Annotated in this window: 10 protein-coding genes; 3 read left to right on the top strand and 7 right to left on the bottom strand. The window is 73.8% G+C overall.

The window, feature by feature from the left end; translation table 11 throughout:
* Nucleotides 1-33: 33 nt before the first annotated feature.
* A complete protein-coding gene (locus AB0L45_RS17085; protein ID WP_365840605.1) occupies nt 34-2253 on the bottom strand; it encodes an FUSC family protein in 2220 nt (739 codons plus the stop codon).
* A 265-nt stretch (nt 2254-2518) separates the two neighbouring features.
* On the opposite strand from AB0L45_RS17085, the gene AB0L45_RS17080 reads away from it, so the two are divergent.
* Nucleotides 2519-3340 (top strand): SpcZ, encoded by an 822-nt coding sequence (locus AB0L45_RS17080; RefSeq protein WP_365840555.1) that lies wholly within the window; start codon nt 2519-2521, stop codon nt 3338-3340.
* Between the two features lie 75 nt (nt 3341-3415).
* On the opposite strand, the gene AB0L45_RS17075 is transcribed toward AB0L45_RS17080, so the two are convergent.
* From AB0L45_RS17075 to AB0L45_RS17055, 5 genes are all read right to left on the bottom strand, one after another.
* Nucleotides 3416-4288, bottom strand: coding sequence for a TauD/TfdA family dioxygenase (locus AB0L45_RS17075; protein WP_365840554.1), 873 nt, complete (start codon nt 4286-4288; stop codon nt 3416-3418).
* Nucleotides 4289-4340: 52 nt separating this feature from the next.
* Complete coding sequence (locus AB0L45_RS17070) at nt 4341-5075, bottom strand: hypothetical protein (RefSeq protein ID WP_365840552.1); 735 nt, start codon at nt 5073-5075, stop codon at nt 4341-4343.
* On the bottom strand, nt 5038-6102 hold the full coding sequence (locus tag AB0L45_RS17065) for a GSCFA domain-containing protein (RefSeq protein ID WP_365840603.1): 1065 nt from the start codon (nt 6100-6102) through the stop codon (nt 5038-5040). The genes AB0L45_RS17070 and AB0L45_RS17065 overlap by 38 nt, the downstream gene beginning before the upstream one ends.
* 89 nt (nt 6103-6191) lie before the next feature.
* A complete protein-coding gene (locus AB0L45_RS17060; RefSeq protein ID WP_365840550.1) occupies nt 6192-15467 on the bottom strand; it encodes an amino acid adenylation domain-containing protein in 9276 nt (3091 codons plus the stop codon).
* Nucleotides 15467-19378: an amino acid adenylation domain-containing protein gene (locus AB0L45_RS17055; RefSeq protein WP_365840601.1), complete on the bottom strand. Its 3912-nt coding sequence runs from the start codon at nt 19376-19378 to the stop codon at nt 15467-15469. The genes AB0L45_RS17060 and AB0L45_RS17055 overlap by 1 nt, the downstream gene beginning before the upstream one ends.
* A gap of 849 nt (nt 19379-20227) precedes the next feature.
* On the opposite strand from AB0L45_RS17055, the gene AB0L45_RS17050 reads away from it, so the two are divergent.
* Nucleotides 20228-23260 carry an amino acid adenylation domain-containing protein gene (locus AB0L45_RS17050; RefSeq protein ID WP_365840548.1) on the top strand — a complete coding sequence of 1011 codons (3033 nt, stop codon included), beginning with the start codon at nt 20228-20230 and terminating at the stop codon, nt 23258-23260.
* 5 nt (nt 23261-23265) lie between these two features.
* Here AB0L45_RS17050 and AB0L45_RS17045 read toward each other — a convergent pair whose 3' ends face one another.
* On the bottom strand, nt 23266-24327 hold the full coding sequence (locus AB0L45_RS17045) for an ATP-dependent DNA ligase (RefSeq protein WP_365840546.1): 1062 nt from the start codon (nt 24325-24327) through the stop codon (nt 23266-23268).
* 88 nt (nt 24328-24415) lie between these two features.
* On the opposite strand from AB0L45_RS17045, the gene ligD reads away from it, so the two are divergent.
* On the top strand, nt 24416-25420 hold the full coding sequence (gene ligD, locus AB0L45_RS17040; protein WP_365840544.1) for a non-homologous end-joining DNA ligase: 1005 nt from the start codon (nt 24416-24418) through the stop codon (nt 25418-25420).
* Nucleotides 25421-25579 lie beyond the last annotated feature (159 nt).

Below are 25579 nucleotides of genomic sequence, written 5' to 3'. Positions count from 1 at the left end.
AAGTGGCGAAGCCGGCGGCCTGCCGGCATCGCGTCAGGCCCGTGCCGGCTCCGCTCCACGCCGTTCCCCGCTCCTGCCCTTGCCCTCCGGCCGCCCCGCCACCGGCACCCCAAGCGGCCGGGCCAGGCCGGAGACGCCCTCGTCCAGGCGCTGGAGGTGGCGGAGGACGCGGTAGGTGACCGTGCCGGGGTTCGGCGCGCCGGAGCCGTCGGATTCGAGCAGGGAGATGATGGTGGCGCCGGAGGTGACCTCGGCGTCGGTCTGGGTGCCGCGTACGTGGGCGGTGATGGTCTCGATGTTGTGGGCGATGCGGCGGCCGACGCGTTCGAGGCGGGGGTCGGCGGCGATGGTCTTGCTGTAGGGGAGCAGTTCGGCGGTGGCTGCCAGGGAGCGGGCGTGGTAGGCGCTGGTCTCCAGGAGGGCGACCAGGTAGCGGACGGTCTGGCGGCGTACGCGCAGCGGGCTGATCGGGTGGGTCAGCGGACGGGTGGAGGCGCGCAGTTCGTCCAGGGCGGTGTCCAGGTCGCGGGAGAGGCCCAGCAGGTCGGCTGCGGGGGCACCGCTGAGCTGGTCGATGGAGGCGGAGACGACCTCGTCGAGCTTGGTCAGGACCGTACCGAGGAGGTCGTCGGTGCGCCGGTCGGTGTGGACGGGCAGGACGACGGCGGCGGCGATGATGCCGCAGGCGGCGCCGAGGGCGGTCTCTTCTATGCGCAGGATGAGGACGTCGAGGCTGTAGGTGTTCAGGAGGGTGTAGAGCAGGCCCAGCATCGCCGTGACGAAGAAGGACATCAGGGCGTAGGAGAGGGGGGCCGTGAAGAACATGGCGAAGACGAAGAGGAGGATCAGCGCGAACGCCGTCCAGGTGTGGTTGCCGACCACGCCCGCGAGCCCGACCCCGGCGACCACGCCGAGGACCGTACCGAGCAGCCGCCGGTAGCCCTTGATGATGATCTCGCCCGTCGAGGCGGTGTTCAGGAAGACGACCCAGCAGGTCAGGACGGCCCAGTACCAGCGCTGGGCGGACAGGAACTCGCCGCCGACGATGGCGAGCGTGGAGCCCACCGCGATCTGGAACGCGGCCCGGGTGGTGGGGCGCTGGAGGCCCTTGCGGTCGTCCTCCTCGGGCTCCTCCGCGCCGCCGGCCAGTGCGACGTCCTCGGCGTCGAACTCCTCACGGGAGCGGGTCGTCGCGGGGGTGTCGTCGGACTCGTCCTGCGGCCCGTCCAGCGCGAGCCGCAGGCCCAGTACGGAGCGGGCGGCCTCACCGATACCGCGGAAGACGTCCTGGACGGCGATCGAGGCGCGCGGCAGGTTGTCCTCGTCGCGGTAGCCGAGCAGCCGGTTGCGTACGTGTGCGACGGCCGTGCCGGGCTGGTCGGACGCCCCCCGGGACACCAGCATGTGCAGGGCGTTGAGGTCGCGGCGCAGGGTGACGGTGGCGGCGTCCTCGGCCGGCATTTCGTTCTTCGCGGTGGGCAGCGGCGCCTGTGGCAGGTGGAGGGTGAGGGTGTCCGCGCGCTCGGCGGTGCGGGCGTTGAGCAGCAGGACGCCCAGCCGCTCGGTGGCGATCTCGGCGTCCGCGATACGGCGTTGCAGCAGCGCGGCGCCGGCCGCGTCGCGGGTGCCGTCCTCCAGCCGGCCCTGGATCATCAGCGCCGACTCGTGCAGCCGCGCGGTGTGCCGCCGCAGGTCGTCGAGGACCTTGTCGAGCTGGTCGGGACGGGCGTCCAGCAGCTCGATGTGGGTGGCGACGAGCTGGGCGACCCGGGCCCGGAAGGCGCCGCGCAGCCACCGCAGGATGCGCTGCGGGGTCTCCGGTACGACGGTGAAGCGGACGACGGCGCTGCACGCGAAGGCGATGCCCAGGGTCAGCGCGAGGACGGGGAGGGCGGCGAGGGTGGCGCCGACGAAGAGGGAGACGAAGTAGGTCTGGAAGCCGATCAGGCCCAGGGCGGTGCCGCGGTCGCCGAAGCGGCGGCAGTAGACGGCGCCGAAGATGAGGGCGACGAAGAAGACGTCGCCCGCGACGACCTGGCTGTGCAGCAGCGCGCCGAGGGAGATCGCGGCGAGTGCCACGGGCAGGCCGAGCGCGAGGGTGACCGCCTGGCCGCGTACCTGCTTCTCCTTGATCGCGAAGGTGGCGACCATCGCCGTCATGGCGCCCGCGACCAGGTGCGTGACATCGGTGCCGACCGCGGCCAGGACGACGAGGGTGAGCGCGATCGCCGCCACCGTCCGCAGTCCCGCCATCAGCCGCAGCAGTCCGGGGTCGGACGCCGCGAATCGGTCCCACACGCCGGTCAGGCTCCGTCGTATCACTGCCCCCACGCTGTCGTACTCTCCCGTCTCTGCCGTGAACTGCCAACGCTTCAGCATCCCATGGCCGGAAATTGTCCGGCGGCGGTCACGGGGGGCTGCCGGGTGTTTGTGGCGGGGTTGTGACGATCCCGTGGAAAAGGGCCGGCGGCGGGCCGGGATACGGTGAAGGCCCCTGCGAAGGTAAGAGGAGAGGCTGATGAGCTGGTCCCCGGTCGCCGCTGAGGCGTATTCGTGTTTTCGCGCGCATGTGGAAGCCGGCGGGGCCGGTGGGACCGGCGGGGCCGACGGCACCGGTGCGGGCGGTGACGGGCCGGGCGCGGACGGGACGGACGCGCCGGCGTGGCTGGTGCAGACGGCCGCTGCGCTGTTCGACGGGCAGGGCGCCGAGGCGGCCGAGAGCTGGGCGCGGCGGGTGTTTGAGCAGGTGGCGCGCCTGGAGGGGCGAATTCCGCTGAGTGTGGTGCACGACTGGCAGGTGCGTACGGTGCTGCCGGTGCTGGAGGCGGCGAGCGTCCGGCGCGGTGGTACGGGGGCGGAACTGGAGGCCGTACGCGGGCTGCACGAGCGGGCGCTGGCGGGGGGCCGGGCCACGGAAGGCGAGTGGGCCGCGGCGCTCGAACCGGCGTTGCGGGAGGTTTACCGGCTCGCTTATGCCTACGCCGACGCCTTCGCCACGGCGGCGGCGAATGCCCGTGCTTATGCGGCGGCCAATGATTACGGCGAGCAGAAGACCGCGGAGTTCGCGGAGTATTACGCGAAGCTCAACACCGGTGCCAATGCACGGTCGTTCGCCGACGCCCACGCGCTGGCGAATTCCCGGGCGCTGGCGGCCGCGTACGCCGGGGCGGACGCGCGGGCGTACACCGAGGCGTATCCGGGCGCGTATGTGCACGCCTACGCCCTGGCCGAGGCCAATCGGGAGGTGGCCGACGGGCAGGAGGACGAGCGGCGGCGGGCGGCTTACGGGCGGCTCGCGGAAGGGCTGGCGGACAGCCTGGCGAGGGCCGCCGTGGCCTGAGCCACCGGAGCCGTACCCGAGCGGTGACGGTTCTCCGCCCCGGGGCCCCGGGCCCCGGGGCGGACGCCGCATGCGTCACGCCTGCGGGCGGTGCCCCTTGATCGCGACCCGCCGCCCGTAGCGCGTCTGCGGGTAGTAGTCCCACGTCGCGTGGTGCTGCAGGCAGCGGTTGTCCCAGAAGACCAGCGTCCCGGGCGCCCAGCGCACCCGGCAGTTCAGCAGCGGCGTCCTGGCGATGTGGTCGAAGAGCATGTCGAGCACCGCCCGGCTCTCGCCGCGGGTGAGCTGCGGGATGTGCGAGGTGTAGGCACCGTTGACGAACAGCAGCTTGCGGCCGGTCTCGGGGTGGCGGACCACGACGGGGTGCTCGGTGACGGGGACGACGTAATCGGCCGGCGGGGTCTGGCCCTGCCAGGGGAGGATGCCGTCGTGGACGGCGGTCAGGCCGCCGAGGAACTCCTTCATGGCCGGGGACAGCAGCTCGTACGCCAGATACATGTTGGCGAAGAGGGTGTCGCCGCCGCTGCCGCCCTCCGGGACGCGCAGGATGTGCAGCATCGAGCCGAGCGAGGGCTCCTCGTCGGCGGTGCCGTCGGCGTGCCAGCCGTTGCCGGCCACGGCGCGCGACTCCTTGGTGGTGCTGATCTCCAGCACGTACGGGTCGGCGCCCTCGGCCGGGGCCGCCACCGGGTGCAGCTCACCGAAGTGGCCGGCCAGCCGCTTGTGGTCCTCGGGCGTCATCGTCTGGTCGCGGAAGACCAGCACGTGGTGGGCGAGGAAGGCGCGCCGGAGTTCGTCCACCTGGCCGGGGGTGAGCTCCTGCGACAGGTCGATGCCGGAAATCTCGGCGCCCGTGAGCGGGGTGATCGGGTCCACCGAGATCGTGTCGTAGACCTCCGGCTTCCTGGTCGTGACGGCCTCGATGGCATCGAGTGCGTACTGCTCCATTGCGCCCCTCCTGGGGTGGTACGGGTCTACGGGATGGTTCGGGGGACGGGGGTCACAGGCCCCGGGCCAGCAGGTCGGCCAGGATGAGCCGGCCGAAGGCCAGGTTGCCGTGGATCATGTCGTTGGCCTCGCAGAGTTCGGGGCGCTGCCGTCCGGACGCGTCGGTGACGCGGTCGCGCAGGTCCACGGCCTCCACGCCGAGTGCGGTGACGGCGCGCCGTACGACGTCCTGCGCCGCCATGAAGACGTCCGGGTCGGACAGGCCCGGCACCCGTTGCGGCGGCAGCACGGCCAGGACGCGCAGGCCCAGGCCGCGGGCGTGCTCGTAGAAGGCGAGCGCGTCGCGGACCGTCGCGCGCACCAGGTCGCCGAAGAGCCGGCTCTCCAGGAAGCCGGGGGCGAAGCCGCCGCCGCGCACCCGGTAGATCCGCCAGTTCTCTGTGGTCGCGACGAAGTGGGCGCTGAAGCCGAAGGTGCACACCAGCGGGACGGCCAGCTCTCCGAGGCCCGCGATGCCCAGGTCGTCCAGGAAGCGGCGGTAGTACGCGTCCGCCTCGGGCTTGCGGAAGGTGACGTCGGTGCCGCGCAGGTCGAAGAAGTCCGCGTTGAAGTCGCGTCCGGCGCCGATCGGTCCGCCGCTGAACGGGATGCCGGCCGCCTTCGCCGCCCGGCCGACGGGCCCGGCGTGCGAGTCGCCGAGCAGCAGGAACCTGGCGGGGGCGGCGGGCGCCGGCGCCGTCCCGGGCGTGTCAGCCCTGGTTGTAGTAGTCGAGTACGGCGTCGTCACACCAGAAGTCCTCTCCGGTCGTGGGCTGGGCGGGGGCGGCGGCAGCGGTGTCCGTCGTAGGGCGTGGCCGCTCGGCCGGGATCTGTGCGAGCGCGTCGAAGAACTGGCGCATGACGAAGGCGACGCCGTCCGGCGCGACGGTGCGCAGGTTCGGCTCGAAGAACCGCGCCTTGAAGGGGAAGCCGGTGACGATCTCGTACGCGGGGAAGTAATCGACGTACGCGTGCTCCTGGGCCAGCTGCCCGGCCACGGCACGCAGCACCGACTTCGAGTAGGTGGTGGCGGTCAGGGCGTGGCCGCCGGTGGCGGTCGCGGTCAGCGGGACCGGCGAGACGGTCAGCAGCACGCGCAGGCCCGGGTTGGCGGCGCGGGCCAGCGCGATGGCGTGCGACAGGTCGCGGTACACCTCGGCGAAGGTGAAGTTGTGGAACGCGTACCGCCCGTCGTCGAAGGTGCCGCGCACCGTGCCGGGGCAGACCGGCTGCACGGTGCCGTCCTCGCGGTCCACCCACGCCTCGGTCAGTCCCAGCGTGAACACGAAGCAGTCCGCCTCGGCCACGGCGCCGCGCAGCGCCGCCAGGGTCGCCTCGCGCGCGGCCCGCACCGCGTCGGCCGAGGGGTGCCCCTCCGGGTCGACCGACGGGCGGTACGGGTCGTACCAGCGGCCGTCCTCGGTCCACACCTCGTCGGGCGGCGCGGTCTCGCCGTACGCCCAGGACAGCCACTGCCGCAGCATCGCGGCGGTGTAGATGTTGCCGGTACGGAAGGAGAACACGCCGTAGTGGCGGGCCCGCCGCTCCTCCTCGGTCAGCCCGGGCGGCGCGGGTTCGGCGTCCCGCCAGTTCATGCCGCGGTCGAGCAGGGCGCGGCCGATGTGCCGGGCGAAGCAGGAGCCCGCGGTCAGCACGACGTCGTCCTGGCCGACGGGGAACTTCGGGGCCCACAGGCCGCCGATGTCCGCGGGGTCCGGTTCGGCCACGGCGGTGCGCCAGAAGGAGCGCGGCGGGAGGGAACGGTACGGGTTCATGGTGGTGGCCTCGGGGCGGTGGGCGAACGGTTGCGGGTCGGCGTGCGGTACGGGGGCGTCCGGGGCGCCGCCTCGTCCCGTGTACGGGATCAACGGCGCTCCCCGCCGGCCGGGGCGGCCGCGTCCACCGCGTTCACCGCGTCCGCCACGGCCTGGACGTACGGGGGCCGGACGATGCCGTAGTGCGTGGTGTCCAGGCTCTGCCAGTCACGCAGTTCCGGCAGGTGCGCACGCCACTTGAGCTGGTGCGACTCCGGGGAGCCCAGGTCGGGCAGCCCGTCGACCGGCTGATGCGCCAGCCACAGGCGGCTGGGCGTGCCGGCCAGCCGGGGCACTTCGTGCCGCGCCATGGCCGCCACGTTGGCCCGGCAGCAGCGCGCCAGCCGCTCGGCGTACGCCTGCGCCTCCCGGCTCGCCGGCGCGCCCGTGCCGCCCTGCCCCAGCTCGTGCGTGAAGACCGCTTCGAGCTGGGTCTCGTCGTACGCCCTGAAGTGCGGCGCGGCGTCCGGCGGTGGCGGGTCGAGCAGGTGGAGCGCGGCGGCCGGGTGACCGGCGGCTTCCGCCTCGGCCGCCATCGCCTGCGCCACCCACGCGCCGAAGGACCAGCCGGCCAGCTGCCGGCGCCACGCGGTGTGCGGGAAACGCGCCTGGAGGGCGGCGTGGTAGTGCCGGGCCCGCTCGGTCAGGGTCCAGGCCGGCAGGTCGGGCCGGCGCAGCGCGGGGTCGGCGATCAGGCAGACGGTGAAGCGCGGGTCGAGGGCCGACACCAGCGCGCGGTACGCCTGGATGTCGCCGCCGACCGGGTGGACCAGGCACAGGAGGTCGCGCCCGGTGCCTTGCTGCCAGACCTCCAGCACCACCGCGTCGTCGCCGGCTTCGGTGGCGGCCGGGGCCGTGCCGGACGGCTCCGGCCCGGGACGCGCGCCCGCCTTCTCCAGGACCTCGTTCAGGCTGACCTGGTGGCTGAGCTGGGACAGCTCCAGACCGACGCCGAAGTACTCCTCGACCTTGCCGATCAGATCGAGCATGGTCAGCGAGTCGGCACCCTGGTCGTAGAGGGAGGCGTCCGGGTCCAGCTCGTCCAGGCCCAGCCAGCGGCCGAGCCAGTCGGCGAGTTCGGTGCTTGCCGACGCGCCCGCCGACGCGACGGCCGGGGCGGACGCGGTGCCGGGTGTGCCCGGCTCCCCGGACACGTCGGCCGGTGCCGCGTAGAACGCCCGGGCCTCCTCGACGGGGGTCGTGGAGACCAGCAGCTGCGGAAGCTGCAACCGCAGCGCCCGCGCGAAGAGTTCCTGGCCCTCCTTCACCGCCAGGCCGACCGCGAGGTGTGCCTGGTGGCGGGCGTCCGTCCGCAGGGCGTCGCGCGCCATGCCGACCTCGCTCCAGATGTCCCAGTCGATGCCGATGCGCAGGGTCGTCTCGTCCCCGCCGGTCCGGTGCCGGGCGAAGCCGTCCAGCAGGCCGTTGGCGGCGGCGTAGTCGAACTGGCCGATGCCGCCGAACTGCGCGGCCATCGACGAGCAGTACGCGGCGAAGGCCGGCCGGTGCCGCTCGATCAGCCGCTCGACCAGGAGGGCACCGTGCACCTTGGCGGCCATGGCCTGCCGCATCGCCGCGGCGTCCCGCCGGGTGACGAGGCCGCCGGCGGCCGTGCCCGCCGCGTGCACCACACCGTCGATCCGGGGAGCCACGGCGTCGAGGCGTTCCAGGACCGTCTCGGTCGGTGTCCCGGCGAGGTCCGCCTCGACCAGGTCGATACGGTCCGCCCAGAGGGTCAGTTCGGCGGGCACCCGCGGCCGCCGGGACAGCAGGATCACCCGGCAGTCGGACTGGGCCAGCAACCAGGCCGCGATGCTGCTGCCGATGCCGCCGGTACCGCCGAGAATCAGGTACGTACCCGCCTCGGCCGGGAGCGTGGCAGGCGGCGCGGCGGCCGGGGCGGGTACGGGCAGCATCGCCTGCTGCCACCAGTACCCCTGGCGCAGCGCCAGCCGTCGCGGCAGCGTCCCGGAACCGTCGGACCGTCCCGGCATCGCGGCCAACGCCGCCGCCCAGTCGCCGAGTCCGCGTCCCGGCAGGTCCAGCCAGCGGCCGTCGACGGCGCACTCCTGCGGCGCGATCTCGCAGGCGCCCGCCAGCAGCCCCAGCTCCGGGCGCCGTACCGGCCCTTCGACCGGCTGGGCCCCGTACGACAGCCACCAGGGCCGCAGCAGCGCTGCCCACGACGTTCCGGCGACGGCTTGCAGGAGGGCGGCGGGCGTGTCGAGGCACGCCCAGCGGGCGTGCGCCAGCGCGTCTTCGCCCACCGGGCCGTCGACCGCCAGCGGCAGCGCGTGCAGCCAGTCGACGCCGGCCTCGCCCGGGTCGCCCAGCGCGTCGAGCAGGCGCCGCAGTGCGGCCGGGTCGGCCGGGTCCACCTCGTACGCGTCGTCCGTCAGCCGGGCATACGTGTCGGCCGCGCCGACCCGCACCACACGGGACCACGCCGCCTCGAAGGGCCGCAGCGCCTCGGACGGCAACGGCTCGGCCGTCACGACGACCAGCAGGCCGCCGGGCGCCTGCGACGCGGGGGCCGGGACGGCGCGGCTCAGCCGGACCCAGTGCGGCTGGTGCAGCCAGTCGGCCTCCGGCAGCCGTCGGGGGAGCGCTTCCGTGGGCGCCTGGCCCGCAAGACCGTCCGCTTCCGGCGCGGCGCGCTGGAAGTCGTACGTGGCCAGTGCGAACGCCGGGGGCGGGAAGTCCCACGGGGCCTGGGCCGGACCGGCGGGCCAGCGGAGCGTCCACCCGGCCGACCAGGCGGCGGCCAGCTCCTCGGGGGAACGGCCCTCAGCGGACAGCGCGTGGTCGGTGTCCTCGTGCGGGGCCGGTGTCAGCTCGGTGTCCGCGAGCGTCCGCAGCCACGCCACCGCGCTCGCCGCGTCGGCACAGACCGCCGCGGCCCGCCACCGGCGGGAAGGCCGCCCCGCCTGGAGGTGGCGCAGCACCTGGCCGTACGTCTCGGGCTGGGCCTCAAGGTAATCGGCGATGCGGGCCGCGTCGGCGCGCAGGCCGGTCTCGCTGCTGCTGGACAGCAACAGGCAGGGCACCCCCGAAGCGGACTCCGTCGTCCCGCCCGCCTCCAGCACGAGATGGGCGTTGGTGCCCCCGATGCCGAAGCTGCTGACGGCCGCCACCCGGGGCCGCCCGCCGGGCCAGGGCTGCGCCTCGGTCGGGATGAAAAACGGCGTGGGGTCCGGGCCGATCTGTGGATTGAGCTGGTGGAAGTCGACATTGGGCGGAATCACGCCGTGGTGGACCGCCAGGGCCGCCCGTACCAGGCCGACCACGCCCGCGGCGGCGCCGAGGTGCCCGATCTGGCTCTTCACCGAGGCCAGGGCGCAGCGGTCGGACGCGTCCAGGTCGAACGCCTGGCGCAGCGCGCCGACCTCGACCGGGTCACCCAGCGCGGTGCCGGTGCCGTGCGCCTCGACGTACCCGAGGTCGGCGCCGGTACGGCCGCTGCGGCGCAGCGCGGTGCGGATCACCTCGCGCTGCCCGGCCAGCGAGGGCGCGCTGTAACTGAGCTTGGCGGCGCCGTCGTTGTTCAGCGCCGAGCCGGTGACCACCGCGTACACGGTGTCGCCGTCCCGCCGTGCCAGCCGCAGCGGCTTGAGGACGACCACGCCGACGCCGCTGGCGCCGATGGTGCCGCCGGCGTCGTCGCTGAACGGGCGGCAGTGGCCGTCCTTGGAGAAGATGTGCTGCGGTCGGTAGCGGTAGCCGCCGGTGAGCAGGGTGTCGACGAGGACGCCGCCGGCCAGCATCACGTCGGCGTCGCCCTGCCGCAGCAGCCCGGCGGCGACGTGCACCGCCACCAGCGAACTGGCGCAGGCCGCCTGCACGGTGAACGCCGGGCCCGACAGGTCGAGGTGATAGGCGACCTTGGTGGCGAGGAAGTCCTTGTCGTGGTGGAGCGCCATCTGGAAGCCGTCGGGCAGGTACTCCGGGTCGGCCTTGCGCAGGAGGGACTGGTAGTACGTGTTCTCGCCGCAGCCCGCGACCAGGCCGACGCGCTGTCCGGCCGGGTCGGTGACGCCCGCGTGGGCGAGGGCCTGTACCGAACTCATCAGCAGGTGGCGCTGTTGCGGATCCATCAGCCGGGCCTCCTGGCGGCTGATGCCGAAGTGGTCCGGGTCGAAGTCCAGCAGGCCCGCCAGCTGGCTGCGGGCGCCGACCAGGCCGTCGGCGGCGTCGAAGTGCTCGATGCCGCGTGCGCCGGTGCGTACCAGGTCCCAGAAGGCGCCGAGGTCGTCGGCGCCGGGCAGCCGGACGGCCATGCCGACGACGGCGACGGGCTCGTCCGCCGTGCCGGGCCTCGCCGTGTCCTGCCGTGCCCCGGCGTCCGGCCCTCCCTCCAGGAAGCGCGCCAGCCGCCGCACGGTCACGTGCTCGAACAGGTCCGGGATGCCGAACGGCAGGTCCGGCTCGGCGGTGCAGCGCAGATGGAAGCGCATCAGGTCCAGGCTGGTGGCGCCCGCGTCGAAGAACCGCTCGTCGGGGCCGACCGGCGTGCCGACCACCGCCTCGAACAGTTCGGTGAGCCGGGCCTCGACCGGTGACAGGGCCGCTGCCGCGGCGGCGGTACGCGGGCGCAGCTCCTCGCCCGGCGCGGTGAGCGCCCGGCGCCGGTCCAGCTTGCCGCTCGGGGTGAGCGGGAGGGCCGGGAGCCGCCGGAAGCGGTCGATCCGTACGTACGGAGGCAGCAGCGGCGCCAGGTGCGCGGCCAGGTCCTCCGGTGCCGGGCTCGCGCCCCGGCACTCCAGGCAGGCCGTCAGCCGGCCGTCGTCGCGCACCACGACCGCGTTGACCACGCCCGGGTGCTGGAGCAGCGCCGCCTCGACCTGTCCCAGCTCCAGCCGGTGGCCGCTCAGCTTGACCTGCTGGTCGTCGCGGCCCAGGTAGTGCAGCAGCCCGTCCCGGTCGAAGCGGGCCAGGTCGCCGCTGCGGTAGAAGGTGCCGAGGCCGGGCAGCTCGACGAAGCGGGACGCGTCGAGGGCCGGGTCGCCGAGGTAGCAGGGCGCGGCCATCGGGCCGCCGATCAGCAGCCGTCCGGGGCAGCCCGGCGGTACGGGCGCGTCGGCCTCGTCCACGACCCGCAGCCAGGCGTTGGCGACGGGCCTGCCGATGGCCGGGCGCTCCGGCCACTGCGCCGGGTCGCCCTCCAGGCAGAGGCTGCTGACCACATGGGTCTCGGTCGGGCCGTAGTGGTTGAACAGGCGCGCGCCGGGCAGCCCGGCGAACCAGCGGCGGATCGCGTCCGTGCACAGCAACTGCTCACCCGCGGTGACCACGTCGCGCAGCCGGGACGGGAAGCGGCCCAGCCGTACGCCGTGCTCGGCCAGCAGGTGCAGCGCCACGTACGGCATGAAGATGCGCTCGACGCCGGCCTTTTCGAGCTGTTCCAGCAGGGCCGGCGCGTCCTGCCGCCAGCCGGGCCGTACGAGGTGCAGGCAGCCGCCGCCGCACAGCGTGCCGAAGATCTCCTGGAAGGAGACGTCGAAGGACAGCATGGAGAACTGCTGGGTCACCGCGCCGCCCGGCAGGCCCCCGGCGCCGGCCTGCCACTGCAACAGGTTGCACAGTGTGTGGTCGGGCACCTGCACGCCCTTGGGGGTGCCGGTGGAGCCGGAGGTGAAGAGGGTGTAGAGCGGCCGCCGTCCGTCGTGGGCGGGCTCGTCGTCCGCGGGCCCGTCCGGGGCGGTGTCCGGCAGGGCGACCGGGTGGCGCGGCAGGTCTGACGGGGCGATCGCGTCGATCGCGGCCGTGCCGTCCGGCGGCACCAGGACGCACAGCGGGCGCACCTGGTCCAGGATCTGCCGCAGCAGCTTCGGCGGGTAGGACGGGTCGAGCGGCACGATGGTGAGGTTGAGCCGGGCCAGCGCGAGCAGCGCCACCACGTGCTCGGCGGAGGGCTCGAAGTGCAGCGCGACGCAGTGCGGCCGGCCGTCGTCCTCCGGGGGCAGCGGGAGGGCAGCACGGAGATCGGCGGCCAAGGCGGCGGCGTGCGCGTCGAGTTCGGCGTACGTCAGGCTGCGGCCGTCGGCGACCACAGCGTGGGCGTCGGGCGTGAGCCGGGCCTGGCGGGCGAAGCCCTCGGCCACGGTGGTGAAGGCCGGGGGAGTGGAATCGCCGCGGCCGGGCTCGGGCAGCGCGCTGCGGTACGGGCCCACCAGCTCGGCAAGTGTGGCCGTACCGCCGTCGGCCAGACCGTCCAGCCCCTGCCGGAACAGGGCGGACATGGCCTCCACCTCGGCGGCGTCGAAGTGGCCGTCGGCGTACTCCCACAGACAGTCGAAGCCCGCCTCGTGCTCGACCACGGACAGTGTCAGCGGGCATTTCGACTCGGCGGGCACCGGCCACTCGGGGCGGGTGGCGCAACCGGGCAGCGCCAGCGCGCCGAAGTCGGTGTTCTCCAGGACGAAGAGGAAGTCGAACGGCGAGCCGTCGGTACGGTGCGCCTGGTCGGCCAGCACATTGGCCAGGGCCACGTCCTGCCGGTCCAGTACTTCCTGTACCGCGGCGCCGTGCCGCAGCAACTGCTCGCGCAACTGCTCACCCGGCGCCAGGTCCAGCGGCAGCAGCACGGTGTTGGCGAACATGCCGACGCTGTCCTCGAAGGCCTGCACCGGCCGGTTGGCCACCGGCCCGGCGATCCGGGGCCGCGCGCGCCCGGTCACGCCGTACAGGCTCCAGGCGAACACGCCCAGCAGCAGCTGGAAGCGGGTCAGCCCCAGCTCGGCGCAGAGGCGGTCGAGCGCGGCCCGGCGGCCCGGGTCGAGCGAGGCGCGCAGCAGCCGGCCGTCCGTACGGGTCCGCGGGCGGACCGGCTCCAGTGGGGCCGCATCACCGTCCGCACCGCTCAGGCGGGCGTGGAGCGCGGCACGCTGCTCCTGGTATGCGGCCGTCGCGAACCACTCGGCCTGCCAGCCCGCGTAGTCCAGCGGCGTCGGCGCCACCGCGGGCTCCGCCGTCGCCGTGCCGCTCAGCGCGGCCGCGTAATCGGCCGAGAGCTCGCGGAAGAGGACGTTGAGCGACCAGCCGTCGACCGCGATGTGGTGCAGGTGCAGCAGCAGGACGCCACCGCCCGGCCGCGTCAGGAACGTCGCTTGCAGCAGACGTGGGCGGGCCAGGTCGAAGGGGACGGCGAAGAGGCGGTGGGCGGCGGGGCGCCAGTCGGGCTCGTCAGCCGTCGGGGCACCGGACCCGGTAGGCGCGGCGTCGGTCTCCGTCAGCGACTCCGGTGCCACCCACGGGTCGTACGCCTCGCCGACCACCTGACGCAGCCCCTCCGGCGTGGCCTCGAAGGCCGTACGCAGCGCGGGGTGACGGGCCACCAGCCGGCGCAGCGCCTCCCGCAGCGCGGCGGTGTCCACCGCGCCGTCCAGCCGGAACGCCATCGGGACGTTGTACGCGCAGGACCGCGGGTCGCGCTGTTGCAGGAGCCAGAGCCGCTGCTGCTCCGAGGTGGCGGGCGCTGAGCGGGCGCCGGAGGGCGCGGCCGGCTCCGGGTACGGGGAGTCCGCGCCGGAACGGGCCTCCGCGACGGCGGCGGCGAGCTGCGCGACGTCACCCTGGAACACGGCTGCCTGGGGCAGTTCGCAGCCCCAGCGCCGCCGGACCTCGAAGCGCAGCCGCAGGGCCTTGAGCGAGTCGCCGCCGTTGGCGATCCAGCGGTCGCCCAGCCGTAGGCCCGGTACGCCCAGCACCTCGCCCGCCAGTTCCAGCACCTCGCGCTGCCAGGGCGTGGCCGCCGCGTCCTGCGCCGTCTCCGGGCGTTGCCAGGGACGGTCGTCGCGACGCGACAGTGCCGTCGCGTCGACCTTGCCGTTGGCGTTGAGCGGCAGCTCCTCCACCAGGTACACGTGGTGCGGGCGCATGTACGCCGGGAGGCCGTCCGCCAGGTGCCGGTCGAAGGCGTCGAACGACAGCTCGTCGCCGAGCACCAGGTACGCCAGCAGTTCGTTGACGCCGTGCGCGTCGCGGCGGGTGCACACATACGCCTGGCGCACCGCCGGATGGGCCTCGATCTGCCGCTCCAGCTCGCCCGGCTCGATGCGGAAGCCCCGCACCTTGACCTGCCGGTCGGCGCGCCCGACGTAGCTGATCAGGCCGTCGTCGCCACGGCGTACGAGGTCGCCGGTGCGGTAGAAGCGGCGCTCGCCGCCGTCGTGCCGGGGCAGCCGTACGAAGCGGCGCGCGGTCTCCTCGGGCAGGTTGCGGTAGCCCGCCGCCAGCGCCTCGCCCGCCAGGTACAGCTCGGCGGTCTCGCCGGGCTCGGCGATCCTGGCGCCGTCGTCGGCCACCACCAGGGCCTCGGTGCCCGGCAGCGCCTGCCCGATGGGCACCACGTCCGCGTCGAAGTCGCGGGGGACGGGGTGGCAGAGGGCGAAGGTGGTGGCCTCCGTGGGGCCGTAGATGTTGTGGAGCCGGGTGGTGCTGGTGGGGTTGTCGCGGTACCAGCGGCGCAGCAGCGGCGCGTTCAGCTGCTCGCCGCCGATCAGTACCCGGCCGACGCCGGAGAAGCCGTCGGGCACCTTGTCGGCCACCGCGTTGAACAGCGCCGTGGTGATGAACAGCGTGTCGATACGCTCGCGCCGCAGCGCCTCGGTGAGCAGGTGCGGCGTCTGCACCTCCTCGTCACCGAAGATCACGCAGCAGCCGCCGGTGAGCAGCGGCACCCACACCTCGAAACTCAGCGCGTCGAAGGCGGGGTTGGCCAGGCAGGCGTAGCGTGCGCCCGCGTCCAGGCTGATCCACCCCGGGCGTGCGAGCCGCAGGATTCCGGCGTCCCGCACCTCGACGCCCTTGGGGCGGCCGGTGGTGCCCGACGTGTAGAAGACGAAGGAGGCGGGCGGGGCGGCGGGCAGCGGCAGCGGGGCGTCGTCGCCGTCGGCCGGGCCGGCGGCGAGCAGGTCGGCCACCGGCAGGGCCCGTACGCCGTCCGGCAGCCCGTCGGGCGCCGTACCGCCGTGGAGCACCGTGCCGCTCGCGGAGTCGGTCAGGATGTGGCGCCGCCGCTCGGCCGGGCTCAGCCGGTCCAGCGGGACCACCACGGCGCCCAGCCGGAGGATGCCCAGCATCGCGCATATCAGCTGCCACGAGCGCGGCAGACAGACCGCCACCGCCTGGCCGGGCCGTACACCGTGCCGGTGCAGGGCCCGGGCGACGGTGGCACTGGCGGTGTCGAGTTCCGTGTAGTCCAGGCGCCGGTCGCCGTCCACGACCGCGAGGGCGGCGGGGGTGCGGCGGGCCTGGAGGAGAACGCTCTCGGCCAGGCAGGGGGCGGCCGGGAGCCCGGCCGGAACGGTCGATTCGGGTTCCATCATCACTCCTGCGCCTGCGCTGACTCGGCTTGCGGACCGGTGGGCGACGACGGGCTGCCGGGCGGTGACGGCGCGGCCGGGAAGCGGGCCAGCTCGGCCTCGATCAGGGCGGCCACCCGCAGCACCTCGGCGCTCTCCAGCATCTCCCAGTGGTCGCAGTACGCCGGTTCCACCACGAATTCGCCCTTCGCGCGGCGCTGCCAGAAGTCCCGTACGCCCTGGAGGCGGGGCGTGTCGGTGCCGTCCTCGACGGCCTGGACGAGGACCGTGCGGGCCGGCGTCGGGGGCGCCGGGTAGGCGCCCGCGGTCTGCCGGTTGTGGTTGTAGATGCGGAAGTACTGGCCGATCTGCTCGTCGTCGATGCCGGGGTACATCCCGTTGAACTTGACCAGCTTGTCGCGGAACTCGGCCATCTCCACCGGCGCCGTCGCGGCGGGGTCGACCGGTTCGTCCGAGCCCTGGGTGTCGAGCAGGACCACGCTGACATCGCGGTGGCCGCGCTCGGCCAGCAGGCGCCCCATCTCGTGCGCGACCAGGCCGCCGTACGAGAGGCCGGTGAGCACCAGCGGGCCGTCGAGCAGCGGCCCGACGAGCTCCAGGTACGCCTGCGCCATCGCCTCGACCGTCGGCAGGAACGTCTCGCCGGGGTTCACGCCGGGCGACTGGATGCCGTGGATCCCGCACGTCCCGGGCAGGGCCTTGGCCAGCGACAGGTAGCAGAAGGCGGTGCCGCCCGCCGGGTGGACGCAGATCACCCGCTGCCGGCCGTCGCCCGCGCGGAACTCGATCAGGTTGCTGTCCGGCCGGTCCGGCGCGCCCCGGCGCAGCCGCCCGCCCAGCGCCTCGATGGTCGGGTGCAGCATGATCTCGCGCACCGGCAGCGTCTGGCCGAACTCCTCGCGGACGGCGTGCGTCAGCTTGATCGCGGAGATCGACGTACCGCCGATGTCGAAGAAGCTGTCCCGGACCCCGATCTCGGACCGGACCAGCACCCGCTGCCATATCCGGTACAGCGCCAGCTCGATGTGGTCCCGGGGGCTGGCCACATTGACCTGGACGGGGCCGCCGGACCGGGCCCGTTCCAGCAGGGCAGCGCGGTCCGGCTTGCCGTTGGGGGTGCGCGGCAGGTGCGGCAGCTCGACGAAGAGCGCCGGGATCATGTAACCGGGCAGGCGCCGTGCCAGGGTGGCGCGCCAGGTGTCGGGCTGCTCGGGCGCGGCGTCACCGCGGCCCACGAAGGCGACCAGGCGTGCCTCACCGGCCGCGTCCCGGTCGGCCAGCACGACCGTCTCGCGCACGCCGGGAGCCTCCAGCAGCGCCGCCTCGACCTCCCCCAGCTCGATACGGAAGCCGCGCAGCTTGACCTGGTGGTCGCGGCGGCCGACGAACTCGGCGTTGCCGTCGGGCAGCCGCCGGGCCAGGTCCCCGGTGCGGTACATCCGCTCACCCGGCGCGAAGGGGTCCGGTACGAAGCGCTCGGCGGTCAGGTCCGGGCGGCCCACGTACCCGCGGGCCAGGCCCGCGCCGCCGATGTAGACCTCGCCGGTCACTCCGGTGGGCACCGGCTCCAGGCGCTCGTCGAGCAGCCGGATGCGGGTGCCGTCCAGGGGGCGGCCGACCGGGCACGTCCGGGAGAGTGGCAGCGGGTCGGTGTAGCCGGTGCTGAAGACCGTGGTCTCGGAGGGGCCGTAACCGTTCAGCAGGCGCAGCTCCGGCAGGACCGTCCGCATCCGGTGCAGGGCCTGCTCCGGTACGGGCTCCACACCCGTCAGCAGCCGGCGCAGCGACAGGCCCGCCAGCCGCTCACCGGGCGCCTCGTCGATCCACTTGACGAAGGCGGGCGGCAGGAACGCCTGCGCGACGCGGTGGGTGCGCAGCCACTCCATCAACGCCTCGGGGTCGGCGCGGAGTTCCCCGGGCACCGGGTGCAGGACACCGCCGGTGGTCAGCGGCAGCAGGATCTCGAACGCCGAGCAGTCGAAGCCGATGCTGGACCACCATGACGCGGCCTCGCCCGCCCCGGCGTCGAACCGTCCGAGCCAGTGGTCGAAGAGGCTGCCGACGTTGCCATGCGTGACGGCGACGCCCTTGGGCCGCCCGGTGGAACCCGACGTGAAGATCACGTAGGCGAGGCGGGCGGGGTGGCAGGCGAGGCCGGGCGCGTCGTCCCGCCGGCCCTCCGCCTCGACGGCGGCCAGCGGCTGCCACCCCTCCTGCGGTACGGCCGGGTCGCTCAGCACCAGCGCGGGCGCGGCGTCCTCCACCATGCGGGCAAGGCGCTCGGCGGGCAGGTCCGGGTCGAGCGGCAGGTAGGCCGCACCGGCCTTGAGGACGCCGAGGATGCCCACCACCAGCGCCACGGAACGCCCGGCGTGCAGCCCGACCACCTGGTCCGGGCACACCCCACGGGCGATGAGGGCGTGCGCGAGCCGGTTGGCACGCCGTTCCAGCGTCGCGTAGTCGAGCTGCTCACCGTCGCACACCACGGCCGTCCGGTCAGGGTGTGCGCGTACGCCGCTCTCGAAGCGTTCGACCAGGCCGGGCCCGGCCTCGGCGTCGCCGGCCGCGTCCCAGTCGGCCACCAGCTGCCGCCGCTCCGGGGCGTCGAGCAGCGACAGGGCGCCGGCGTCCCTGGCGGGGTCGGCGGCCATCTGCGTCAGGACCCGGTGGAGACAGCGGCCGTACCGTTCCACGGTTTCCGCGTCGAACAGCGCACGGGCGTAATCCAGGCTGCCGACGATCCGGCCGTCCTCTTCCGCCAAGGACAGCGTCAGGTCGAACTTCGCGACGTCGTACGGCGAATCGAGCGGCGTCACCTCGATATCCGGCAGCGACAATTCACCTTCCTCGCTGTTCTGCCACGCGAACATGGACTGGAACAGCGGGGTATGGGCCGGGCTGCGGGACGGATTGACCAGCTCGACCACCTGCTCCCACGGCAGGTCCTGGTTTTCCAGTGCTTTCAGGGCGACGCCGCGTACGCGCTTGAGCAGTTCGGCCACGGTCGGCCCGCCGGAAAGATCGATACGCAGCGCCAGGGTGTTGACGAAAAACCCGATCAGGCCTTCCAGTTCGGTCCTGCGCCGATTGGCCACCGGCGTGCCGATCACCACATCGGTCTGGCCCGACAGCCGGGAGAGAACCAGGGACCAGCCGGCCAGCACCGTCATGAACAAGGTGCTGCCGGTGCGCCGGCTCGCGTCCTTGAGAGCCGCGGTCAATTCCGCGTCGAATTCCAGGCGCAGCTTTCCGCCGCGGTAGTCCTGTTCGGCCGGCCGTGGCCGGTCGGTCGGCAGCTCCAGCAGCGCGGGAGCGCCGGCCAGCGTCTTCTTCCAGTGATCGGCCTGCTGGGCCGGTATGCCCTCGGAGAGCCACTTCCGCTGCCAGGCGGCGTAATCGGCGTACTGCACCGGAAGCGGCGGCAGCGGATTCTGTCCGCCGTCGCGGAAAGCGGTGTAGAGCGCGGTGATCTCCCGCGTCAGCACCGTCATCGACCAGCCGTCGGACGCGATGTGATGCGCGGTCAGCAGCAGTACGTGGTGATCGGCGGCCAGCACCACCAGGCGCCCGCGGACCAACGGCCCCTCGGCCAGGTCGAACGGTGCCGTGGCCTCCTCCCGCTGGAGGGCTTCGAGCCGCGCTTCGGCCTCGGACGCGTCGTCGGCCCCGGTCAGATCGTGCACGTGCAGGGCAAATCCCGCGTCCGCCGGGTCGATCTGCTGGAAGGGCTCACCCGCCACGGTGACCAGGCGCGTGCGCAGCACTTCGTGCCGGGCCACCAAGGTGTCCAGCGCGCGGGTCAGCGCCGCCCGGTCCAGCGGCCCGCGCAGACGGAACGCCTGGGGCATGTGGTACGCCTCGCCGGCGCCCCGCAGCTGCGCCAGGAACCACAGCCGCTGCTGTGCGAAAGACAGCTCCAGCGGTCCGGTACGGCTGGTCAGCGGCTCAACAGCGGTCTGTTTCCGCGTCGTCCGGGGATGTACGGAAGTCGATGCGCAAAACGTTTGGTTCGCCGGCAAAACTGGCTCATCTTCTCTGCGAGGAGGGCTTTTCGTACGACGGCCGAATGCCTGCCGCCGGCCCGCCCGAATACCGATCGGTAACGGGGTGCAAGGGGGTGGCCGGCGGTATCGGTTCGGGCGCCGCGCAGGCCGCTGCGGACGGCACGGCCGAACTCGCGGGCCGGGCCCGTGACAAGGGCGGCCCGAAGTCCGCTCTGCGCGCCGGAACGGCTCGACGTGGGCGGAAACCCGGGGTGAGGGGGTGGTGCGGATGCTTTTCTCGTCGCGGCGGTGAGGAGCGGGGCGGAGCCGTCGGACTTCCGTCGGGAAGTGCGGACCATCCGGCCGGCCGGTACGGGCCGTTTCACCACCTCAAGTGGCCATGGTGCGCACTCGCTTTCCGGGCCGCAGGTCGTACGGCCCCGTGCACACGGCGCCTCCGATTCGGGCACCGTGCTGGACGCTGTGTAACCCGCAGATGATCGAACAGCGTTGCGGAGCGTGTCAATGGTCGTTTCTTCCCCGTTTGGCCGTGGTGACGGTCCGCTCCGCGAGGGCGCGGGAGCCTGAACGGCCCGGTGACAAGGCCCGGATGGAGTGCATCGGGACCGGCTGCGGCGCCTGGGCAAACTGCGCGGAAATCTTGCGGGAAGCGTCGAAGTCCGAGCAGAAAGTTGCATATCCCAGTCGGTGTGAGGCAGATTGAGAGCGCTTCCAACGGCGGGGGTCGCCCTCGGCCGCAGTGCTGAAGAAAGCTGTCCGATGTCCGACGCCGCAGCAAGCCCGCACCCGGTCCAGGCCCGCCCGGAGCCCCGCCCCGCCTCGGCGGCACAGAGCGGGATCTGGTTCAACGAACAGCTCGGCGACTGCGGCGCCGTGCACCACGTGCCCTTCACCCTGCACTTCGACGGCGCGCTCGACACCGCCGCGCTGCGCCGCGCGTGCGAGGCCGTCCTGCGCCGGCACCCCGCCCTGACCAGCGCCGTCGAGAACCGCGACGGCATACCCTGCCTCGTCCCGGCCCCGGCGTGGCCCGAGTTGGTCATCGAGCGCGCGGACGAGGACGCCACCCGGCAGCACATCGTCGCGCCGTTCGACCTCACCGAGGGCCCGCTGTGCCGCCTGGTCCTGCAGATCATCGGCCCGCGCGCCCACCGGCTGCTGGTGGTCGCCCACCACCTGGTCTTCGACGGGCACTCCATGGAGGTGTTCGCCGCCGACCTCGCCGCGCACTACGGGGCGGAGGCCGGGCACGGCACCCCCGTACCCCCGGAGCCCGCACCCGCCGAACCGGCGTCCGCCGAGGAAGCGCGGATCGCCGCCGTCCTGCCCGCGGCCCGCGACTATTGGGCCCGGCACCCGCTCGGCGACGACGACCTGGCGCTCCCCGGCCTGGACCGCCCCGCCCACGGGGCGGGCCCCGGCGACTCGGTGGAGTTCCGCCTCCCCGAAGACCTGCGGGCGCAGCTCGGCCCGCTCGCCGAACGCATCGGGGTGACCCGCTTCGAGCTGGTCGTGGCCTCCCTGCACGCCCTGCTCCACCGCTACGGCAACAGCGCACCGGTCACCGCCCTCGACCTCGGCACCCGCACCCCGGAGCAGCGCGGACACATCGGCGTCCACGTCAACGAACTCCCCTTCACCTCCGCGCCGGAACCCGGCCTCGCCTTCACCGACTTCGCCCGCGCGACCCGGGCCGGCCTGCGCGAGCTGTACCGCGTACGCGACGTGCCGCTCGGCCGCGCCGGCACCGGCGTCAAGCCGGCCGTCGCCCTCGCGCCCGTCTCCCTGACGTACCGGCGCCCGGGGCCCGCCCCGGAGTTCCCCGGACTCACCGTCACGGCGGACTGGACCCCCTCCAACCACACCGCCCGCAACGCCCTGCGCATCGAACTGGTCGACGGCCCCGACGGCTTCGACGTCCTGCTCCAGTACCCGCCGCGGTCCCTGTCGCGCGAGCACGCCGAGAGCGTGGCGCGGCACTGGCTGACCCTCCTCGGCCACACGGCCGCCCACCCGGACACACCGCTGGCCCGGCTGCCGCTCCTCGACGAGGACGCGCGCGGCCGGCTGCTGACCGGCGTCAACGACACGGCCGTGGCGTACCCGGCCCGTACCGTTCCCGAGCTGGTCGCGGAACAGGCGGCCCGTACCCCCGACGCCGTCGCCGTCGTCCACGCGGACCGCAGCCTCACGTACGCGCAACTGGACGCCGCGGCGGAACGTCTCGCCGCCCGCCTGCGGGACAAGGGCATCGGCGCGGGCGCGCTCGTCGCCGTACGGGCGAGCCGTTCCGAACGGCTCCTGGCCGGCCTGCTCGGCGTCCTCAAGGCCGGCGCGGCCTACATCCCCCTGGACGCGGAATATCCGGCGGAGCGCACCGAGTTCGTCCTCCGGGACGCCGACGCCGCACACGAACTGGGCGACGCCGACCTGCTCGCCGACGACCTCGTGCCCGAGGGCGGCCACCCGGCCCCCGGCGCACCGGGCCACCACCCGGCCCCCGCCCCCGGCGACCTCGCCTACGTGATCTACACCTCCGGCTCCACCGGCCGCCCCAAGGGCGTGCAGATCGAGCACCGCTCCCTGACGAACCTGCTGCTGTCCCTGCGCGACCTGCTCGGCTCCGGCCCCGGCCACCGCTGGCTGGCCCTGACCTCCGTCTCGTTCGACATCTCCGGCCTGGAACTCTTCCTGCCGCTGGTCACCGGCGGCACGGTGGTGGTGGCGGGCGCGAGCGAGACCCGCGACGGCGCGGCGCTGACGGAGCTGATCACCCGCCGGGCGGTCACCCACGTCCAGGCCACTCCGACCGGCTGGGCGATGCTCCTCGACCACGGCTTCGACGCGCCCGCCGTCACCGCACTCGCCGGCGGCGAGGCCCTGCCGCCGGCGCTCGCGCAGCGGCTGCGCCCGCGCGTCGGCCGGCTCCTGAACGTCTACGGTCCGACCGAGACCACGATCTGGTCGACATACGACGAGATCGGACCGGAAGCCGACCAGGTGACGATCGGCCGGCCGCTGGCCAACACCCGGGTGTACGTGCTCGACGAGCACCTGGCGCCCGTACCGGCAGGCCTGCCCGGTGACCTCTACATCGCCGGGGACGGCCTCGCCCGCGGCTACGTCGGCCGGCCGGAGCTGGACAGCGAGCGCTTCCCGCCCGATCCGTACGGTCCGCCGGGCAGCCGGATGTACCGCACCGGCGACCGGGCGCGCCACCGCGGCGACGGCCGCCTGGACTTCCTGGGCCGCACCGACGACCAGATCAAACTGCGCGGCTACCGCATCGAACTCGGCGAGATCGAGTCCCGGCTGCTCGCGCTGGACGGCGTGCACCGGGCCGCCGCCGCGGTGCGGGACGGGCGGCTCGTCGGCTATCACGTCGGGACCGCGGACGCCGGGCAGCTGCGGCGCGAACTGGCGACGGCGCTGCCCCCGTACATGGTGCCGGAGTCCTTCGTCGCCCTGGACGCGCTGCCCACCACACCGAACGGCAAGCTCGACCGGTCCGCGCTGCCCGCGCCGCCCGAGGACGTCACCGCGCAGCCGTCAGCGGCGGACAGCCCCCTGGAGGCGGTCCGGGAGATCTGGCGCGAGGTCTTCGGCCTGCCGGAACTCACCGACACCGACGACCTCTTCGACCTCGGCGGTCACTCCATCACCATGACCCAGATCTCGACCCGGATACTCGACCGGCTCGGCGTCGAGGTGCCGCTCTCCGCGTACTTCGACACGCCGACCGTCCAGGGCATCGCGGCCGTGGTCGCCGGACTCCAGGAGGAGTCCGGCTGAGGGCGTCACGCCCCGAGCACCTTCGACAGGTCGTAACGGACCGGCTCCTCCAACTGCGCGTACGTGCACGACGTGGGCTCGCGGTCGGGGCGCCAGCGCCGGAACTGGGCGGTGTGCCGGAACCGGTCGCCCTGCATGTGGTCGTACGCGACCTCCACCACCCGTTCCGGGCGCAGCGGTACCCAGGACAGGTCCTTCTTGCCCGTCCACCGGCTCGGCCCGCCGGGCAGCCGGCCCGCCGCCTGCGCCTCCTCACTGGTCCACTCCTCCCACGGGTGGCCCGCGACGGACTCCATCCGCAGCGGCGCCAGCTCCTCCATCAGCTCCTGGCGCCGGCGCATCGGGAAGGACGCGCAGACGCCGACGTGCTGGAGCCGGCCCCCGTCGTCGTACAGCCCCAGCAGCAGCGACCCCACGACCGGGCCGCTCTTGTGCGGACGCAGGCCCGCCACGACACAGTCGGCGGTCCGCTCGTGCTTCGTCTTCACCATCACCCGCCGGCCCGGCCGGTACGGCATCCCGGGCGGCTTGGCGACGATCCCGTCCAGCCCGGCCCCCTCGAACTGCGCGAACCACTCCCGGGCCACGTCCAGGTCCTCGGTGACCGGCGCGGTGAACACCGGGTCGGCCGCGTCCCGCAGCGCCGTCGTCAGGCTGTCCCTGCGGTCCCGCTGCGGTACGGACATCAGCGACTCGTCCCCCAGCGCCAGCAGGTCGAACGCGACGAAGGACGCCGGTGTCACCTCCGCCAGGTGGCGTACCCGGGAATCGGCGGGGTGAATGCGCTCCAGCAGGGCGTCGAAGTCCAGCCGCCCCTCCCGCGCGATGACGATCTCACCGTCCAGCACACACCGCGGCGGCAGCTCCGTACGCAGCCCCTCCACCAGCTCGGGGAAGTAGCGGGTGAGCGGCTTGCCCGAACGGCTGCCCAGCTCGGTCTCGTCCCCGTCACGGAAGACGATGGCCCGGAAGCCGTCCCACTTGGCCTCGTACTGTATGCCGGACGGAATCTCCGGGGCGGCCTTGGCCAGCATCGGCTCCACCGGGGGCATCACGGGAAGATCCATGAGGGCGATTGTGCGGCGGGCCGCGCGGACGGGCGGGGGTACGCGCCGCTGACGGGCGGGGCCCGACCGTACGGCCTAGCGTGATGGCATGGCAGAGTCGCTCGAGCTGGCAGTGGGTGGGCGGACGGTCCGGGTCTCCCACCCGGACAAGGTCTACTTCCCGCAGCGCGGCTTCACCAAGGCCGATGTCGTCCGCTACTACCAGAGCGTCGGCGACGGCGTGCTGCGTGCCCTCAAGGACCGGCCCACCACGTTGGAGCGCTACCCCGACGGGGTGGAAGGTGAATCGTTCTTCCAGAAGCGGGCGCCGAAGAACCTGCCCGACTGGATCCCCACCGCCCGCATCACCTTCCCCAGTGGCCGCTACGCCGACGAGGTCTGCCCCACCGAGCCCGCCGCCGTCCTGTGGGCGGCCAACCTCGGCTGTCTGACCTTCCACCCCTGGCCGGTCCGCCGGGGCGACACCGACCACCCGGACGAGCTGCGCATCGACCTCGACCCGCAGCCGGGCACCGGCTACGCGGACGCGGTACGGGCCGCCCTCGCCCTGCGGGACGTGCTGGACGGCCTCGGCCTGACCGGCTGGCCCAAGACCTCCGGCGGCCGCGGCCTGCACGTCTTCGTGCCCATCGCGCCCGACTGGACCTTCACCCAGGTCCGGCGCGCGGCGATCGCGGTGGCCCGGGAGCTGGAGCGGCGCGACCCCGAGCGGATCACCACCTCCTGGTGGAAGGAGGAGCGCGGCGCCAAGATCTTCGTGGACTACAACCAGACCGCCCGGGACCGCACCATCGCCGGCGCCTACTCCGTACGGCCCTTTCCGCACGCGCCGGTCTCCGCACCGCTGCGCTGGGCGGAGCTGACCGACGCCGTACCGGAGGACTTCGACATCGGCACCATGCCGGCCCGTTTCGCCGAACTGGGCGACCTGCACGCCACCATGGACCAGCACCCGTGCCGCCTGGAGGCCGCGCTCGAACTCGCCGACCGCGACGAGCGCGAGCACGGGCTCGGAGACCTCCCGTACCCGCCGGAGCACCCGAAGGTGAAGGGCGAACCGAAACGGGTGCAGCCGAGCCGCGCGAAGAAGTGACGCACGCCCAGGGGGCGCGCCGGGCATCGTGAGGCCGCGGAGAGCCGGGAGACCTCGGCGAGCCGGGAGCCAGGCCCCAGGCTCCGGCGGATCCTTCCCCGTGCGTGTCGGTGGCCTGTCGGAGGCTGCCGGGCACTGTCGGTCCGGCGTCAGCGGCTT

The organism is Streptomyces sp. NPDC052496, assembly GCF_040679095.1.
GTDB lineage: Bacteria > Actinomycetota > Actinomycetes > Streptomycetales > Streptomycetaceae > Streptomyces.
This window is presented reverse-complemented; position numbering and strand designations above follow the sequence as displayed.